Here is an 18,894-nt window from a genome sequence, read left to right as displayed (position 1 = left end):
AGGTTGCCCAGGTTCATCTCCAGCCCATTGAAGCTGCCTGCCTTCTGCGCTGTCGCACTGAAGTATAAAAGGGTAAACGTAACCAAGAGAGATAGAGTAGATAGCCGTTTTTTCATTGCAGATTTATTTTAGTTAAGATTTTATTTTAGATAATTATTATTCAGTTAAGCGCTTTATAATCAATACATAAAGTCATAAAAACCCCTTCAGGAGAGCCTTAAAGATTTATTAACATTATTCAGTTAATCGATTAACCAAAAAACTAAAAAGTAGCTGAAAAGAAATCATTTTCAGGTATCCGCTTGAGGAACATTTCAAACAGAATACAATTCGGTTAATCGATTAACTATGAATAGCTCAAACAGTCATAATTAGCTTCAAAATGTTTCTTGCTAATAGTTAACATGTGATTAATCACTTACAAAACAGCAAATAAAAAAGCCCGGCTTAAGTATTTGTAAGGCATCGCATTAACATAGTCTTATAAAATAAGTTAACCTGATGATTTTTTTGATTCTATAGAAGTAAACATACAGTTAATCGATTAAACTTCCAAATCATTCAGGTATTTTTATTTTAATTATTCTGTCGGCAACATCTGGCAACAACAGAAAAAACAATAAAATATTACCTGAGGCATGCCCGGAAATTTAAAAGCTTTCGTCAGCAAAATTCAATACCATACTTCAGGTTAGAAGCTGTAAGACAGTGCTGCATCAGGCAGATTAAATTTACTCCTATTCAGATTTAATCAGGTTTAATATACTACAGGATAATAAAGACAAGCAGAGTGGGTAAGGATGAATAACGGCAGGTCGGCATAAAATTGTCCCCTAAGCTGCTCAACAAACTTATCTTTTGAAGTACTTGCTTTATAAGGGAAGCTATAATTTGCCTAAGTATAACAAAAGTAGTTATATTGCTGTAGGAGCGCGTCGGTTTTACTGCTGTAATTAAGATTGCTTCGCATTCCTGAAATCCGGAAAACAAATCACTTAACCATAGAAAAATGAAAAAAAGTCCTTTATCTTATTTACTTATGCCTTTCCTTGTCGCTGCCATCCAGTCCGGATGCACCCCTAAAAGTACCGAAACAGTCCAGAATACCGAAACAGCAGAAACCACTTCCGCAGCAACAGCAGATGGCTGGACAACCTTATTCAACGGCAAGGATCTGACCGGCTGGGAGCAGGTAAACGGCAAAGCCAGCTATAAGGTAGAAGATGGCGCTATTGTGGGCACAACGGTGACGGACTCGCCTAACAGCTTTCTGGCTACAGACAAGACGTATGGTGATTTTATACTTGAGTTTGAAGTAATGCTTGATAACGATATCAACAGCGGGGTTCAGTTTCGCAGTATTTCGGATCCTGCCATCATGAATGGCCGCGTGCATGGGTACCAGTTTGAGTTGGATCCATCCGACAGAAAATGGACTGCAGGCATATACGACGAGGCAAGGCGCGGATGGTTGTACCCGCTTACGCTCAATCCTGCTGCCCAGTCGGCTTTTAAAAAAGGAGAATGGAACAAAGCCAGAATTGAAGCCATTGGCAACCAGATTAAAACATGGATAAACGGAGTACCTGTTGCCGCAGTTGTAGATGACATGACGCCCGAGGGAATTATCGCTTTGCAGGTGCATGCAGTTGAAAAGCCTGAAGATGCCGGCAAAGAAATTAAATGGCGCAATATCCGCATTAAAACCGATAACCTTACTCCTCGCGAAGGGCACGACGCCTTTGTTGTGAACCTGGTGCCAAACACCCTGACAGCGCAGGAAAAAGCGCAGGGCTGGCAAATGCTCTGGGACGGTAAAACAACCAATGGCTGGAGAGGCGCTTACAAAGACAAGTTTCCGGAAGGCGGCTGGAAGATTCAGGATGGTGAGTTGCAGGTGCTGGAATCAGGCGGAGGTGAGTCGGAGAACGGCGGCGATATCGTAACGGAAAAGGAGTATGATGCTTTTGACCTGCAAGTCCAGTTTAAACTGACTGAAGGCGCCAACAGCGGCATTAAATACTATGTTACAGAAAAAGAAAAGGTAGGAAAAGGTTCTGCTATCGGCCTGGAATATCAGCTGCTGGACGATGAAAGGCATCCGGATGCTAAAATGGGCCGAGATGGAAACCGTACCCTCGCCTCGCTGTACGACCTGATAACTTCAGAAAAAAATGAACGCTTCCTGAAGCCCATTGGGGAATGGAACCAGGCCCGCATTGTAGCAAAGCCCGACAATACGGTTGAGCATTGGCTCAATGGCATAAAAGTGCTGGAATATAAAAGAGGCTCCGAGGAGTTCCGCGACCTGGTGGCCCAAAGCAAGTATAAAGACTGGGAAAACTTTGGAGAAGCTGAAAAAGGCCACATCCTCCTGCAGGATCATGGCAACAAAGTTTCTTTCAGAAGTATAAAAATCAAGGAATTGTAACGGAATAGTTGGCATCAAAATAAGGCTCCCCGGTTTATCAAGCAGGCTACGTTCCGCGGCAATCAAAACGCTTCCGCAACGGATCCAGGCCAAAGTTCTTTGATAAAATCCGGGGTGCTTTTTCTTTTCCTGCTTACCTCTTCCCTTTGTACAATATTCTGCTTCCCGTATAGTTATACTTGTATACTTGAAATGTCTGTTTTAAGCCGCTGTTAACTTCCTTCCTCCTGAATCCCTTTGTTGTAAGTATAAGCTCAAAACTGATGCACCTTACGCCTGTACAAGTATGGTTGCTGCTCTGCTGTTGGCTGCTGTTTGCAGCGCCTCAGGCAAATGCGCAGCAATCCGGCATCGAGCCCTGCCCCAAGGTGGGCCTGGTGCTGAGCGGCGGCGGCGCCAAAGGCATGGCCCATATCGGTTTTCTGAAAGTACTGGAAGAGGCCGGCATCCGGCCCGATTACATCACCGGCACCAGCATGGGCGCTCTGGTGGGCGCGCTGTATGCCATGGGCTACTCTGCCGCCGAAATAGAAAAAATAGCCCTCGACATTAACTGGAACAAGGTACTCAGCAACGAGATATCGCTGGACAAGGTGGCCATGGAAGAAAAAGACTACTTTGGCCGCTACATCGTAGAACTGCCCCTGGAGCATTATAAGCTGGGCTTCCCGAGCGGTATGATTGAAGGGCAGGCGCTGGCCGAAACCTTCTCGCGCCTCACCCGCAGCGCACACGGCATCAACGACTTCAGCAAATTACCCATTCCTTTTGCCTGTGTGGCCACCGACCTGCTGACTGGTGAAAAGGTAGTGCTGAAAAGCGGTTCGTTGCCCGAAGCCATGCGCGCCAGTATGGCTATTCCGTCTGTTTTTACCCCTGTGCGCATAGGAGATCGCCTGCTGGTAGATGGCGGCATGGTGCAGAACTTCCCGGTGCAGGAAGCCTTGGACATGGGCGCTGACATTATTATCGGCGTAAACGTGAGCGGCGCACTGGAGCCGGAGGAAAGCCTGACCTCAATGCTGAACGTGCTGGTGCAGATTGCTTTTTTTACCAGCTCAGCTAATACTTATGAAGAAAAGCTGAAAACTGATTTCCTGGTGGAGATGCAGGATTCTTTGCAACAGTTCAGCACCGGCAGTTTTGGCAGAACAGCCGAAATCATTAAAATGGGTGAAAGTGTATCGCGCCTCTACCTCGATTCCCTGAAAACACTGGCTGACAGCCTCAATGCCTATGGCCCACCGCCACCGCCGGTACAGCACATTGCTGCGGCCGATTCGGTGTATGTGGAAAGTATAACAATTACGGGCGCCCGGCGGGTACCCAAAAAACTTATTACGGGTAAGCTGCACATCCGGGAGCAAGACACGCTGGCGCTGGAGCAGATAGAAGACAACGTGGAAGAGCTTTACGGCACACGCCACTTCGACAAGGTATCTTATACTCTGCAGCCCGGGCCCAAAGGCTATCACCTGCAGGTGCAGGTAAAAGAAGCGCCTCCGTCGTCTGTAAAAGCGGCTGTTTTCTACGATTCTGAAAACCACGCCGGCGTTACGGTAAACCTGACACAGCGCAACCTGCTCCTCTCCGGTTCCCGGTTTATAGCCGAAGCGGATGTTGCCCAGATGCCGCGCGTCGATCTGAATTATCTGAAGTACCTGGGCAGGCTGCAGAATGTGGCTGCGGTTCTGGGCGCTTCTTACTACGGCTACGAGTTCCCGACTTACAACCAGAACAACAACAAGATAGCTGTCTTAAATAAAAACCGCTATGCGGGCTATGCCGGCTGGCAGTCTACCAGCCATACCAACTGGACTTTTGGGCAGCGGCTCAGTTTTTACCACCTCAGGCTGTCGCCGGAAGTAGCGGGGCAGTTTATACTTAACGGCAGCGCGATTAACGCAAACATCATCCGGAAACTAAAAAACAGCACCTGGGGCCTCAGCACTTTTTACCAGCTCAACAATCTTAACAGCGCCATCTTCCCGACAAAGGGCTGGAAAGTGGATGCAACGGCAGAAGGAAAGCTGCCCGGCAGGCTACAGGCAAATCTTCTCCCCGAGTACAAGGCCCTCCAGGATTCAATCAGCAGCATCGACTATCAGCCATATATCAGACTTACGGTGAAAAGTACAGGATTTATACCGATCCGGCCAAACCTCAGCCTGGTGCTGCGCCAGGGCCTTATCTTTTACAACACCGAAAATGTTCCACCGGATCAGGAAGTATACGCCGGCGGGTTCAGGCCCATTGTTCCGGATGCCTTCGATTTCCGGGGTATGAAGCCTTATACTTATGCGCTCACCAAAGCTTTATACTTTGATGCAGGCCTGCAGCTGCGGATAAAAAACAACCTGTACATTCATCCAAATGTACAGGCACTTAATGTAAGCCTTTTAAACAGCGACCGTTTGTTGCAGGGCCAGGGATTAAGAATAAGTTACGGCCTCATGGCAGGCTATGACTCACCGCTGGGGCCGGTGGTACTGGGCGTTGCCCTTCAGCACAAATCATCAATACACGGTTACTTAGGCTTGGGCTTCCGCCTGCCCAGGTATTAAAGGAAGTATAAATCATCTATCTCACTCCCGTCTACTGCGGTACACGGCTTATCAGTTCCTCAATGCCCTGCTGTACCTGCTGGCGTAGTTTTTTATCGCTGTCCGGTAAAATTCCTTCGGCGGTACCCTGCCATACCAGTTCGTTGCGGCTGTTGTTTATCAGGTCTACCGATACAGCGCCGGTTTTGTAATGTCTTACAGGCACTTCCTTGCTCTCCCAGGTATAATGGCGCTGCCCGATGTAAATGGGCGCATCAGTTCTGAAATCTGTCTGCCGCGTCTGCACTTCTTCTTCCACTACCACACCAATGTTCACGAGCAGATCAGGGTTTTCAGCTACCTGGCGCAGGCCGCGTGCCTGCAGTTGCCGGGCAATCTCCTCTTTCAGCAGGTCTATTTTAGGTTTGTAATTTTCTGATAAGCCGCTCCCGGAAGCTTCTACATCATAAAAGGCAAACGTCTGATAACCTGACAAATGAAAATCCGGAGAAGGCTCGGATGTAACAACTATTTCGGGTGAACAGCCCGCTACCAACAAGAACAGCAACAAGTATGATAAAATATGAATCTTCATGATACAGGAATTAAGATTGATAAAACTTACTGTTATACACATAAAACTTTTGCAGCTGTGTGCATCAGGAAAGTGCGCCGCTGCTTTACAAAACAGGTTTATACCTTACAGGAGCCAGAACACAGCTATATATAACATATTATCACAGCAATAAGTATACCGTACCAGCAAACCATTAATTGCTATCAACAACATATAACACAGGAAAAGCGCCTGGTTACGTTTAGCTGGTCTGTTATGCCGTGGCTTTTGCCTATCTTTAAGCACCCGGAAAGCGAACCTGCTCGTTTATACCTGCGTTTCTATATCTATTTAAACTGATATCTAACAGCTGAAGCTACTACGTCCACACATGAACAATACAGCACAAGTATTACAGGAAAACAAACAGCAAATTCTGGGTAACTGGATGAAAATGCAGGTGGATGACACCATGCAGCGCAATAATTTAGTATCCAGAGAGGAGTTACAAAGGCAATCTGAAGAGCTGCTGACCGCACTGCTGCAGGCAATAAAAAAAGGCAACTTCGATAACGTTTATACTGACGATTATGCACAGGTAAACGATATCTTAAGCGATATCTCCGTGATGCGCGCGCGCCAGGGATTTTCACCGCGTGAAACCAACCGCTTTGTACTGAGCCTGAAACAGGCACTGTGCGATGTATTGGAACAAGAGCACGCCGGCACACCCGAAGTACTTTATAAGGAAATACTGCAGGTAAACAGCCTGCTTGACAACCTGAGCATCATAGCTTTTGAAACTTACATAAAAGGCCGCGAGGATGTTATACTTCGGCAGAGCGATGAAATAAACGAGATTTCAACGCCGGTTATACGCGTGTGGGAAGGCATTCTGGCGCTACCCATCATCGGCACCCTCGACAGCTCCCGTACCCAGACTGTAATGGAAAACCTGTTGCAGGAGATTGTGGAAACAGGCAGCAGCATTGCCATACTGGATATTTCGGGCGTACCCACTGTAGACTCGATGGTAGCCCAGCACCTGATTAAAACCGTGAGTGCCACCCGGCTGATGGGTGCCGAGTGCATCATCAGCGGCATCCGGCCCGAAATAGCCCAGACCATTGTGCATTTAGGCATCGACCTGTCCAACATCGTTACCAAAGCTACTCTGGCAAGCGCCTTGCAGGTGGCTTTTGCCAGGTTAAACCTGCAGGTGAGATCTATAGACAGGATGGCAGCCCCTCTCCTGAAATAACCTCTATGGAAAAAATACCTATCCTGCGAATGGGCCCCTTTCTGCTTGTAACCATACAGGTGGATCTTTATGACCAGCTGGCCCTTAACCTGGAAAACGACCTGATCAGCAGTATCAGTAAAACAGGGGCCAAAGGCGTGCTGATTGATATATCGGCGCTTGATATTGTGGATTCTTTTATGGGCCGTATCCTGAGCAACATCGCTTCTATGTCGCGCCTGATGGATGCCGGCACCGTGGTTGTGGGCATGCAGCCGGCGGTAGCCATCACGCTGGTGGAGTTGGGCCTTAAGCTGCATGGCGTTTATACTGCCCTGACGATAGAAAAAGGTATAGCGCTGCTGCAACAACAGTTCACACTTCGCACCAGCGGACAGGAGGAGGATACATCCTCACAGGATGAGTAACCACACGATACCTATCGTGCGGGAGCAGGATTTTATACTTATCCGTAGCCATATACAGGAGCTTTGCGCTGAAACCGGCATGAACCTCATCAACCAGACCAAACTTATTACAGCAGCCAGCGAGTTGGTGCGTAACATACTTAACTATGCTAAAAGTGGCAAAGTCATGATGGAGATTGTAAGTATAAACGCCAGACAAGGTATAAAATTAACTTTTACGGATGAGGGGCCAGGTATAGAGAATTTACAGGCCGCCATGCAGGACGGCTACTCCACGAGCAGTGGTATGGGCCTTGGCCTGCCCGGCGCCAAACGGCTGGTAAGCGAGTTTGCCATACAGAGTGCCCCGGGCAAAGGAACCATCGTTACCCTTATCCACTGGAAAGATGGACATTAGGCAACACAGACGCTTTATACTGCCCGATAAAACCTACGCCAGTATTCTTAAAAGAGACATAACAGGCATGGCCATCAACTGTGGCCTTTCAAAAAACCAGGTAGGCAAGGTAAATATTATTGTTTCGGAGATGGTTTCTAATTTGGTGAAGTATACGCCAAATGGAGGCGAATTGCTGGCCAGGTGCCTGGAAGCGGAGCCCGGCGGACTGGAAATAATCTGCCTGGATAGTGGCCCTGGTATGCACGACCCGCAGCGGATGCTGCTGGATGGTGTCTCGACGGCAGGAACTGCAGGAGAAGGATTAGGCGCTATCAAAAGGCAGTCGGATATGTTTGATCTTTATTCACAGCCGGGTAACGGCACTGTTATTCTTTCGCGTGTTTACAAAAACGGCGGCCAGGCTGCGGATGCTAACCACACAAGTTGCTTTGAGGTTGGAGCTGTAGCAGTGCCGATGGCTAACCAGGAGCTGAGCGGGGATGGCTGGGCAGTGCTGGACGAAAAACACAACTGTTATGTAATTGTGCTGGACGGGCTCGGCCACGGACCTAAAGCCCATGAGGCCAGCCAGCAGGCCGTACAGGTTTTTGCCCGCAGCCTGCAGCACGATCCGGCTGCCATACTGCGGCAGGTACACGAAGGCTTACGCCATACCAGGGGGGCCGTGGGGCTGGTAGCCTGCATCGATTCCTCAAAACAGCACATAAATCTTTGCGGCATTGGCAACATAGCAGGTAAAGTATTTACCGCAGACGATGGCCCGCTGATAACTGTGTCTAAAAGTGTATTGTCTTACAACGGCACGCTGGGCCATAATATTCCTGCCAGGCTCCATACGCAAGCCCTCGAATGGAATAATGCCAAGCTGCTTGTCCTGCACTCCGACGGACTTAAATCAAGATGGGCCATGAGCATTTATCCCAACCTGCACCGCCACAATCCGACAACCATTGCCGCCGTACTATACAGGGACCACAGCCGCCAGACCGACGACGCTTTGGTAGTTGTAGTCCGGAGCAAAGCATAACCAGCCATGCCAAGAAACATTATCAAAATAGAGATTAACAACGAACTGGACGCCGTGCTGGCTTATAAGCGCGCCATGCAGCTATCCGAAAACCTGGGCGTTGCCATGGTGGGGCAGACAAAATTTGCCACTGCTGTATCCGAAATATGCCGCAACGTGGTAGAGCATGTCGGTTGCGGGCAGATAGCCCTGAATGTAACAGAGGAGGCAGGCACCCATTATCTTGAGGCGGTTGTAACTGATCGCGGCCGTGGCATTGCCGATGCAGAATGTTTGGTACAGGATGGTGCCGGCAGCTTTCATTCCAGAGGGAATGGCCTCGCTAATTCCCGGAAGCTGGTTGACTTTTTTGATATAGAAAGCAGTCCTGAAAAAGGCACGGCCGTAACCCTGCGCCTGCGCTTGCCCCGCAATGCGCCGGTAGTTACCAAGTCTGTTGCTGATAAATGGCTGCAACATTTTGAATACGAGACTTCGGTATCGCCTTATGCCGAAATTAAGAAACAGAACATTAAATTGTTGGAACTGCTGGAGCAACTGCGCTTGCGCAACCTTGAAACAGAACAGCAACTGCAGGAAATCAGACGGCTGAACAAGCAGCTGCACACCTCCAACCAGGAAATCAGCCAGTTGCTTGAAGAGCGGGAGAAAAAGAACCTGCTGCTGCAGAAAATCAACAAAGAGCTGGATTCCTTTGCCCACACCGTATCGCACGACCTGCGGGGCCCGCTCCAGAATATCAACGGCCTGACCCTGGCATTGGAAGCCTGCATAAAAGCAAATCACCTGGGGGAAGCCGAAGAGATGTTCCCGATGCTGCGCCAGCAGACATACAAAATGGACCGCCTGATAACAAGTATACTGGCATACTCACTGGCAGGCCACAGCAGCATTCCTAAAAAAGTAATCGACATCCACATCCTGCTGCACCTGGTAATTACCTCTTTAAGCGTGCCTGCCAACTTCAAAATTGAGGTGGACCCGGACATGCCCGTGCTTTATACCCAGGAAGTATACTTATACCAGGTTTTCAGCAACATCATCGGCAACGCCATCAAGTACCACGACACACCGGAGCAGGGGTTGGTAGAGATAAAGTATAAACTGCTGGATGACTTTATTGAGTTTACCATTCAGGACAATGGCCCCGGCATTCCGCAGGAGGTGCAGGAAAACATTTTTGACATGTATGATACCGGTGCCAGCCTTGGCCGCACCGACAGCACGGGCCTGGGCCTGTCTATTGTCAAAAAAATCATACTTGAAAAGGGCGGACGCGTATGGGTAACATCTGCAGGCAGGGGCAGTACGTTTGTATTCACCTGGCCAGTTGCGGAACTGGTACCGGAGAATCAGGATTAAAAAGCAAATTGTGCCTTATACTTTATTGCGCAGGGTTTGCTTTTAAGCAGCCGGCTTTTACCTGCTTATTTCTTTTTGCCTGAAGTAATCGTTCATTATCTCCTGCACATCGTGTTTGGTAAGCGCCTTGGAGAAGTGCTTTTTTACTTTATTATACTTTTTAAGCCGCTCCAGATCATAAAAGCTGGCAGAGGACGTCAGCATCATAATGATAACATGGTCGGCAGCATCAAGCCCGCTGTTATGATATTCCTCCAGGAAAGAGAACCCGTCCATTACAGGCATTTTTATATCAAGAAACATCAAATCGGGATGCTTCTCTAAAGCGCTATTGGCTCTTTTCAGGTAGTTTATGGCTTCCTTTCCGTTCTTTAGCACCAGAATCTGCCTGGCCACCTGCATCTCTTTCAGCAGCCGCTCATTCAGGTAATTTGTTGTGTCGTCGTCGTCAACTAACAGTATTAAATCCAGCAGGGTATTTGACTTATTCATGCAATCCAGGTATCAAGATGTAGGAGGAAGCCGAACCTGAAAGGCTTATGCCCCAGCAACAGAACCGGCATACCTGTTTCAGGTAAGCAAAAATACTAAATGAGCCGCTTTTATCAAATACAGTATTCCATCTATTTCGCCAGCCTTTATACTGCCCGCAAGTATAAAGCAGATGCTTCGCTATCCGGAACACCGGAAGTTACGGCTCCAGCTTTGCCGCAGCAAGTATAAAACCCAGTTGTTATAATTCAACAAAAATTATTTTCTTCGTTCATTCTGTACATCCTTTTAGCGTTTAAAGGAGTATTTAGAGGATAAACTGCCGCCGTACCGGCTATACGTGTAACTGAAAACAGGAAGCTATGGATAATTACCCTTTAAAACCCGAACACATGCGCGCGCCCAACAACCTGTCGCGCGAGGAGATACAAAAAAGCATGGACGAGCTGGACAATAAGATTAAAACCCTGAAAGCACGCGCCAATGCCACCGCAGCAGATTCGCACCATACATACCACGAGCATATTGCTGGTCTCGAGAAAAAACGGGAACTGATAGCCAGCAAAATGGTCAACGCCAAAGACAATCACTCCACCTGGCAGGACCTGCAGGACGGCATCAATGGCCTTAAAAAAGACATAGAAAATTTTTTCAGCTAATACAGAAAACCCCTGCTGTAATGATGACAGCAGGGGTTTTCTATGCCTGATTAGAAGGTATTATACTGCCTGCAGCACCCACCTCCAATGCTGCTTTTACAGCAATTTATACTTACATGCTACCCGGCTACAGGCTCCCGGAAACCAACCCACGTAAAGCGCTTTATCACGAACTCAGGGTTGGTAAAGGAGGCATTGCCGGCGGGGTTGCCCCCTGTTACGTGGAAGTCGGAGAAGCCGGCGTTCTGGTTTACATAAATGCCGCCCGTCAGGTTAAAGCTTACGGGGGTGCCTGCCAGGCTCATCTCATCCATAATTTTCTCTTTCACTTCCGGATCAGTCGTATAAGCGCCGCAGGAAATGGCGCCGTAACGCAGGGCCATGTCTTTGGCGATTTCGATAGACTGATCAGTATCTTTTGTTTTGATGACGAGCGCAATGGGGCCGAACAGCTCGCGGCTGTAGTTTTCCGTTTCGCTGACATCCACTTCGTACATCACCGGCGTGCAGGTACGGGCGTTGGCAAACATGGGGTTGCTGAAGTCGCTGGCACCCAGAAGTTCTTTCCCTTTTATACTTGCGGCGTCTTTCACGCGTGCAGTGGTAGCGGGGTTCTGGATAGCGCCCAGAATGTGCGGCCCCGCCTTGGGATTGTTCACCAGGCCGGTAACAGCGCCGGCAAGTTTCTGCACCACCTCCTCGTAGGGCACCGTTTCACCGCCAGCCTTAATGCCGCCTTCCGGCACAAAAAAATTCTGCGGCGCGGTGCACATCTGTCCGGAGTATAAACTTACCGAAAAAGCCAGGTTTTGCGCCACCTTGTCCAGGTCATCTACCGAATCAAGTATAATAGAATTTACGCCTGTCTTCTCGGTGAAAACGGTTTTACCCGGCAGGCTTTCCACATAGTTTCCAAACTCGGTACCACCGGTATAGTCTATCAGTTTGACCTTCGGATTTTCGGCGAGATCTTTTGTTATCAGGTGATCGTCGGCATCTACGGCCAGCTGGCAGATGTTCGGGTTCAGGCCATTCTCCTGCAGCACTTTCTGCACTTCCGCCACTACAATGGCAATGGGCAGCACGGCTTTGGGGTGGGGTTTGATGATGACCGGGTTGCCGGTTACGAGGCTGGCGTACATGCCCGGCACCGTGTTCCAGGTCGGGAAGGTAGCACAGCCGATAACAAGCGCCACGCCTTTGGGCACCGCTTTCCACGACTTGTTCAGTTTCAGGTTATACTTGCCCATAGGCTTCTCCCACTGCGTGGCCTCCGGAAAACGCGTCTGCTCCTCCAGCCCGGCGGCAATGGCCTCCAGCGCACGGTCGGCGGCATGCGGCCCCGATGCCTGAAACGACATCAGGTATGCCTGCCCGGTGGTATGCATGGTAGCGTAGGCAATTTCAAAGAAGCGGCTTCTTATCCGCTCCAGCGACTCTGCAAGTATGGCCGCCCTGTCTGCGGGCTTTACCCGGCGCCACTCGTGAAATGCTTCTCCGGCACGGGCAACCAGCGTATCAGGCGAAAAGAAAGGATACTTTACGCCAAGGGCCTGCTGCTCATAAGGCGATTCCTCCTGCCCTACCCAAGCTTCCGAATCTTGCTGCAGCAGTTCTTTAAACTGGCTGTTCAGGTGCTGTTTATACTTGTCGCGGCCCTCCTTATCGGCATTTTCGCCGTATATTTCAGGAGTGGGATTCTCGGGATAATGTGTAAAAAACGTGCGCGCGTGCAGTGCCCTAATTGCAGAATCGAGTATAGGCTGGTGCTTATCTTTCAGTTTATTTTCCATATTAGCATTACTATATAATATAGTTTTAATAATTTTGATTTCCTTTCGGAAAGTTACATAAAATCCGGGAAAGGTCAGGGCCGGATCCCAATAACACCTGTATCTTCAGTACCTTGGGCGGCCTTCTGCTTCTGCCGGAAATTCCCGGAATTTACGCTGATGGTATTCTGCTTTCTATAAAATGTTTACTTCTTTAATCATACGCAGGTGGTGGGTGTTCGAGGCTTTGCTCTTTCTGTTGCCAGCACAGCCGGCGTTGGCGCAACGGGCGGGCACAACGGCCTCCCCTACCAGGCCTTACACGGTCGTGTACAAGCTAAAGTCTACGGCTAACGCCCGCCTGGCTAGTCCGGCGGCTTCCAGACTGCAGGCTGCTTACGCCCAAATCGGTGCAAAGGGCATCCGGCAGAAATTCCCGAAGGTGGCACCGCCAGCCAATGCGCGTGTTGCCACCGGCACCGTAGACCTGTCGCTGCTTTATGAACTGACTTATAACACCAGACAAAGCCTGCAGCAGGTGCAGCGTATATTGATGAGCACCGGCGCTGTGGCTTACGTGGAGCCGGTATACCTGCGCGAGCCGCTGCAACAGCCAAACGATCCCGCTGCAGACTCTACCAAAGCATCACAATATTACCTCAAACTGATCCAGGCATATCCGGCCTGGGAAGTAAGCCAGGGAAGCAGCGACGTGCTGATAGGCATCCTGGACACGGGTGCCCGCTTTACACATCAGGAGCTAAAGGACAAGCTAAAGCATAATACCGCCGACCCCATTGATGGCATAGACAACGACAACGACGGCTATACTGATAACTATCAGGGCTGGGACTTTGCCGATAACGACAACAACCCCTCCGACGACCCCAAAAGCAGTAAAGGCCACGGCACTGCTGTAGCAGGTATAGCCGCAGCAGCCACCAACAATGCATCGGGCATAGCCGGCACAGGCTTTAACTCCATGTTTCTGCCGTTAAAAGTGTTTTCCTCGAGAGGCAGCAACTTTGGTGGATACGAAGCCATCGTGTACGCGGCAGACAAGGGCTGCAAAGTGATAAACCTTTCCTGGGGCGGAGAAGGCCATTCGCAGTTTGAGCAGGATATCATCAACTATGCCGTTATCAACAAAGATGTGGTTATTGTTGCCGCAGCCGGTAACACTGATAAAGGCGCTCCGCTCAACATTTACCCAGCCTCTTACGACAATGTGCTTTCTGTAGGCGGCACTACGGCCGAAGATATTAAAGTCGCAAACCATACTTATAGTTACAATATAGATTTAACGGCTCCAGCGCTTAATGTGCTTTCGCTATCAGTAACAAACGATACGGGACTGGTAATTGAATCTGAGGGCACCTCGTTTGCGGCTCCGATGGTATCGGGTGCGGCAGCGCTGGTGCGGGCTCATTTCCCGGAGCTGAACGCCCGGCAGGTGATGGAGCGGCTGCGCATGACGACCGATGATATTTACCAGCTGGCGGCCAACCAGCCCTACCTGGAAATGCTGGGCAAAGGCCGCCTGAACATGAAAAAGGCGCTGCAGGCCACTGGTGTAAAAGCAGTGCGGTGCAGCAGCTTTGCCATGGCAGACAAACAAATACCTTACGCCGGCGCTACCATTGCCATTGACGCAGATTTTGTGAATTACCTGGCACCTGTTCAGAACCTGCAGGTACAGCTTACCTCCTCCTCTCCTTACATCACCGTAACGCAGGGCAACCTGCAGCTTGGCAGCCTGGGCACGATGGTCTCCGCCGATAACAGCCGGCAGCCTTTCCAGGTCAAAATAGCCGGCGATGCACCATATAACGCTGACGTTACCCTGCGCCTGGGCTTCTCCGACGGCGCTTACACCGACTACCAGTATTTCACAATTACTATCAACCCGGATTACGTAACGCTGGATGCTAACAACCTGAAAGTAACCATCAACAGCATGGGCAACCTGGGCTACAATGGCCTGAACCTGGCGCAGGGCGATGGCATTCAGTACAAGGGCGGCGCTTCACTGTTGTTTGAGGGCGGGCTGCTGCTTGCTACCGATACCATGCATGTGTCGGATAACATCCGGGATGAGCAGTATGTAAGCGACGGAGATTTTACTTCAACCAGTGCTGCCCACCTGCATGAGGCTACCCCGCTGGCTGCTCAGGAAGCACGCGCCGTAATGCACGACGCATACCCGTCTGACCAGAACGTGGGCGTGCAGGTAAAGCACATTGCGTATGCCTGGAGTGAGGAACCTGACAGAAACTTCGTCATACTGGAATATCACATCAAAAACCTGACGGACGCAAGTATAAAAAAGCTTTACACCGGCATTTTCGCAGACTGGGATATTGGCGCCTATACTTCTAATGCCGCAGACTGGGACAGCACCAATCAGTTAGGTTATGCTTACAACACCATGGTTGCCATGCCCTACGCCGGTATCAAACTGCTGACCAAAAACGAACCATCCTATTACGCCATTGATAATATTGGCGGAGGCGCCGGCACCCTCGCGATAGAAGACGGGTTTACGTCAGAAGAAAAATTTACAGCCTTGTCGGGTGGTGTGGCCAGAACCAGGGCAGATGGGGGCGGCCACGGCAATAACATTTCGCAGGTGGTGGGCGGCGCCATCGACAACATCGCGCCAGGCGAAACCAGGGTTATCGCCTTCGCTCTGCTGGCCGGCGACAACCTGGAAGAATTGCAGCAACAGGCCACGGCCGCCCAACTGAAGTATAGCCGCATAAAAACAGGGCCTGTTCCGCTGGCTTTAGCAGATACAGCCTGTGCCGGAAGTACCCCTACCTGGACGCCTGAACATGGCAGCAACTTTAATTTTTATGCGGATGCGGAGAAAAAGCAGCTTTTAGGTACAGGCACATACTATACATTGCCCGCCCTCACGGCCGCTACCACCATTTATGCCGCCAACGCCGATTCCGTGTTCGAGAGTGCGGCTGTTCCCGGTACCTTTTCGCTGCCCGTGGCACCTGTTGCCGCCTTCGAGGTTAGCCCGGCAGCAATCTTCCCTGGCACAACCGTAAACTTCAGCAACAAAAGTATAAACAGCAAAGACTGGCGCTGGCAGATCAACAATCAGGAACCGGTAAGCGCCCGTGATTTAGCTTATACTTTTCAGGAGCCGGGTACTTACGAGGTGAAACTGGTTGCCTCCGCCAGGTTCGGCTGCGCCGAAACATCCACTGTAAAAGTCATACATGTGCAGGAAACGTCTGCCGAAGCCATTGCCGCCACTTTGAAAATGTATCCCGTTCCTGCCGCTGAATCTGTAACCCTTCGCCTCCTACCCGACAAAGCAGCCGGCAGGCACCCCTCTATAATGCTGACCAACATTACGGGCAAGGCCATACATCCGCAGGTACAGTTCGACAGCTTTCCGGAGGCAACAGCAAGTATAAACTTAAAAGGCATCACGCCCGGCATATACTTTGTGCACATCAATTACAGCAATACCAGCCTCATCAGGCGCCTGGTGGTGCAAAAATAAGGTACACGTATGCTGCCAGAACAGGTTAAGTATGGCCTGTAAACAGGAAAGCCTCACCGGTTGGTGAGGCTTTCCTGTTTAAGAAACTGAATATCAGCAATTAGGCATTTGTGCTTTGCTTCTCTTTCAGGCGAATCAGGTTGAGGGCAGAGCCCGCTTTAAACCACTCGATCTGGCCTTCGTTGTACGTATGGTTTACAGGGAAGCTGTCCTGGCTGCCGTCGCTGTGGTGCAGTACCACTTTAAGCGGCTGTCCGGGCACGAAGTTCTCCAAACCGATAATATCGAAGGTGTCATTTTCCTCAATCAAATCGTAATCAGATTTGTTGGCGAAAGTAAGCGCCAGCATTCCCTGCTTCTTCAGGTTGGTTTCGTGGATACGCGCGAACGATTTCACGATAACAGCGCGTACACCCAGGTGGCGCGGCTCCATGGCCGCATGCTCCCGTGAAGATCCCTCGCCATAGTTTTCGTCGCCTACCACTACACTGCCAATACCGGCTGCCTTAAACGTGCGGGCGGTGGCCGGAACGGCTTCATATCCGCGGGTCATGCTGTTGTATACTTTGTTGGCTTCGCCGTTAAACGCGTTAATGGCGCCGATCAACATGTTGTTGGAGATGTTATCGAGGTGACCACGATACTTCAGCCACGGCCCTGCCATCGAGATGTGGTCAGTCGTACACTTACCCTGCGCTTTGATGAGCAGTTTCAGCCCTTTCAGGTCAGTGCCTTCCCAGGGTTTAAAACCTTCCAGCAGTTGCAGGCGATCCGACTTCGGATCAACCACTACTTCTACGCTGCTGCCATCTTCGGCCGGGGCATCATAGCCGGCATCTTCCACAGCAAAACCTTTAACCGGCAGCTCAATACCGCGCGGCTCATCCAGTTTTACCTGCTGGCCGTCTCTGTTGGTCAGCGTATCGGTCAATGGGTTAAAAGTAAGATCACCGGCAAGGGCAAAGGCCGTTACAATTTCCGGAGAAGCCACGAAAGCGTGCGTGTTCGGGTTGCCGTCGTTGCGCTTGGCAAAGTTACGGTTAAACGAGGTAATGATAGAGTTCTTACGCGTCGGATCATCGGTGTGGCGCGCCCACTGGCCGATGCATGGTCCGCAGGCATTGGCCAGCACCACGCCGCCCATCTCTGCAAACGTATCCAGCAGGCCGTCGCGGGCGGTTGTATAGCGCACCAGCTCAGAACCCGGCGTAATGGTAAATTCAGCTTTAGCCTCCAGGTTCTTTTCCACTGCCTGTGCAGCCACAGAAGCGGAACGGGTAATATCTTCATACGAGGAGTTGGTGCATGAGCCAATCAGACCTACCTCCAGTTTGGCCGGCCAGTTGTGCTCTCTTACCACAGCGGCAAACTGTGAAATAGGCCAGGCAGCGTCCGGCGTGAACGGGCCGTTTACGTGCGGTTCCAGCTCCGACAGGTTGATCTCGATGAGTTGGTCGTAGAAAGCAGCCGGGTTGGCGTATACTTCGTCGTCGGCACGCAGGTGCTGGGTTACCTCGTCAGCCAGCTGCACGATTTCTTCGCGGTTGGTGGCGTTAAGGTATTCGCGCATACTGCTATCATAGGCAAATACAGAAGTGGTTGCACCGATTTCGGCACCCATGTTACAAATAGTACCTTTACCGGTACAGGAAAGGCTTTCTGCACCTTCGCCAAAATACTCTACAATGGCACCGGTGCCGCCTTTTACTGTCAGGATACCGGCCACTTTCAGGATAACGTCTTTTGCTGATGTCCAGCCGCTGAGCTTACCTGTCAGTTTTACGCCGATTACTTTCGGGAACTTGAGCTCCCAGGGCATACCCGCCATCACGTCTACAGCATCAGCGCCGCCCACGCCAATAGCTATCATACCCAGGCCGCCGGCATTTGGGGTGTGCGAGTCGGTACCAATCATCATGCCTCCCGGGAAAGCATAGTTTTCCAATACCACCTGGTGAATAATACCTGCGCCGGGCTTCCAGAAGCCGATGCCATACTTGTTGGACACCGAAGCAAGGAAATCATATACTTCCCTGTTCTCGTCGTAAGCATCGCGTAAGTCAGAATCAGCGCCTACACGGGCCTGAATCAGGTGGTCGCAATGCACAGTAGAAGGCACGGCCACCGTAAGCCTGCCTGCCTGCATAAACTGAAGCAGGGCCATCTGTGCCGTTGCATCCTGCATGGCCACCCTGTCCGGCGCAAAGTCTACATAAGACTGGCCGCGCTCATGTGCCCCTGTAGCCGGACCTTCATATAGGTGCGAATAAAGGATTTTTTCTGTCAGGGTAAGCGGTTTTCCAACCTTATTTCGGGCAGCGTTAATGCGCTCTTCCATGCCGGCATAAACCGCCTTGATCATTCCTAAATCAAATGCCATAGTTTTGCTATTGTTAGTGTTTTAAATGCATTGTTGTGAAGTTTACAAATGTACGAAATATCATACTTTAAGCATAACATT

General features: G+C 50.2%; 14 protein-coding genes. 10 read left to right on the top strand and 4 right to left on the bottom strand.

Annotated features, from left to right (window positions below; all coding sequences use genetic code 11):
• Nucleotides 1-1,009: 1,009 nt before the first annotated feature.
• On the top strand, nt 1,010-2,431 hold the full coding sequence (locus I2I11_RS19240) for a 3-keto-disaccharide hydrolase (protein WP_230680430.1): 1,422 nt from the start codon (nt 1,010-1,012) through the stop codon (nt 2,429-2,431).
• A gap of 263 nt (nt 2,432-2,694) precedes the next feature.
• Nucleotides 2,695-4,995, top strand: coding sequence for a patatin-like phospholipase family protein (locus I2I11_RS19235; RefSeq protein ID WP_196269373.1), 2,301 nt, complete (start codon nt 2,695-2,697; stop codon nt 4,993-4,995).
• 31 nt (nt 4,996-5,026) lie between these two features.
• On the opposite strand, the gene I2I11_RS19230 is transcribed toward I2I11_RS19235, so the two are convergent.
• Nucleotides 5,027-5,569 carry a DUF4136 domain-containing protein gene (locus I2I11_RS19230; RefSeq protein WP_196269372.1) on the bottom strand — a complete coding sequence of 181 codons (543 nt, stop codon included), beginning with the start codon at nt 5,567-5,569 and terminating at the stop codon, nt 5,027-5,029.
• A gap of 352 nt (nt 5,570-5,921) precedes the next feature.
• Here I2I11_RS19230 and I2I11_RS19225 point away from each other — a divergent pair, with 352 nt between their 5' ends.
• Genes I2I11_RS19225 through I2I11_RS19205 form a run of 5 tightly spaced genes read left to right on the top strand, consistent with a single transcriptional unit; the run spans nt 5,922 to nt 9,987 of the window.
• Nucleotides 5,922-6,791, top strand: a complete 870-nt coding sequence (locus I2I11_RS19225; RefSeq protein WP_196269371.1) for an STAS domain-containing protein — start codon at nt 5,922-5,924, stop codon at nt 6,789-6,791.
• Nucleotides 6,792-6,796: 5 nt separating this feature from the next.
• The gene (locus tag I2I11_RS19220) at nt 6,797-7,198 is read left to right on the top strand and encodes an STAS domain-containing protein (RefSeq protein ID WP_196269370.1); all 402 of its coding nucleotides are present in this window, start codon (nt 6,797-6,799) and stop codon (nt 7,196-7,198) included.
• On the top strand, nt 7,191-7,595 hold the full coding sequence (locus I2I11_RS19215; protein ID WP_196269369.1) for an anti-sigma regulatory factor: 405 nt from the start codon (nt 7,191-7,193) through the stop codon (nt 7,593-7,595). The genes I2I11_RS19220 and I2I11_RS19215 overlap by 8 nt, the downstream gene beginning before the upstream one ends.
• Nucleotides 7,585-8,625 (top strand): SpoIIE family protein phosphatase, encoded by a 1,041-nt coding sequence (locus I2I11_RS19210; RefSeq protein ID WP_196269368.1) that lies wholly within the window; start codon nt 7,585-7,587, stop codon nt 8,623-8,625. The genes I2I11_RS19215 and I2I11_RS19210 overlap by 11 nt, the downstream gene beginning before the upstream one ends.
• 6 nt (nt 8,626-8,631) lie before the next feature.
• Entirely contained in the window at nt 8,632-9,987 is a 1,356-nt protein-coding gene (locus I2I11_RS19205) for a sensor histidine kinase (RefSeq protein WP_196269367.1), read from the top strand.
• Nucleotides 9,988-10,044: 57 nt separating this feature from the next.
• Here I2I11_RS19205 and I2I11_RS19200 read toward each other — a convergent pair whose 3' ends face one another.
• Nucleotides 10,045-10,479, bottom strand: a complete 435-nt coding sequence (locus tag I2I11_RS19200) for a response regulator (protein ID WP_196269366.1) — start codon at nt 10,477-10,479, stop codon at nt 10,045-10,047.
• A 99-nt stretch (nt 10,480-10,578) separates the two neighbouring features.
• Between I2I11_RS19200 and I2I11_RS21455 the strand changes: the two genes are divergently transcribed.
• On the top strand, nt 10,579-10,710 hold the full coding sequence (locus tag I2I11_RS21455; protein ID WP_255531399.1) for a hypothetical protein: 132 nt from the start codon (nt 10,579-10,581) through the stop codon (nt 10,708-10,710).
• Nucleotides 10,711-10,841: 131 nt separating this feature from the next.
• On the top strand, nt 10,842-11,138 hold the full coding sequence (locus tag I2I11_RS19195) for a sll1863 family stress response protein (protein WP_196269365.1): 297 nt from the start codon (nt 10,842-10,844) through the stop codon (nt 11,136-11,138).
• A gap of 119 nt (nt 11,139-11,257) precedes the next feature.
• Here the strand turns inward: I2I11_RS19195 and paaN are convergent, their stop codons facing one another.
• Nucleotides 11,258-12,931 carry a phenylacetic acid degradation protein PaaN gene (gene paaN / locus I2I11_RS19190; protein WP_196269364.1) on the bottom strand — a complete coding sequence of 558 codons (1,674 nt, stop codon included), beginning with the start codon at nt 12,929-12,931 and terminating at the stop codon, nt 11,258-11,260.
• Nucleotides 12,932-13,112: 181 nt separating this feature from the next.
• On the opposite strand from paaN, the gene I2I11_RS19185 reads away from it, so the two are divergent.
• Entirely contained in the window at nt 13,113-16,433 is a 3,321-nt protein-coding gene (locus tag I2I11_RS19185) for a S8 family serine peptidase (protein ID WP_196269363.1), read from the top strand.
• A 100-nt stretch (nt 16,434-16,533) separates the two neighbouring features.
• Here I2I11_RS19185 and I2I11_RS19180 read toward each other — a convergent pair whose 3' ends face one another.
• On the bottom strand, nt 16,534-18,813 hold the full coding sequence (locus tag I2I11_RS19180) for an aconitate hydratase (RefSeq protein ID WP_196269362.1): 2,280 nt from the start codon (nt 18,811-18,813) through the stop codon (nt 16,534-16,536).
• Nucleotides 18,814-18,894 lie beyond the last annotated feature (81 nt).

The organism is Pontibacter rufus (assembly GCF_015694705.1).
GTDB classification, from domain to species: Bacteria; Bacteroidota; Bacteroidia; order Cytophagales; family Hymenobacteraceae; genus Pontibacter; species Pontibacter rufus.
Note: the sequence above shows the minus strand (reverse complement) of the source record. Positions and strands in the feature narration are given on the sequence as shown.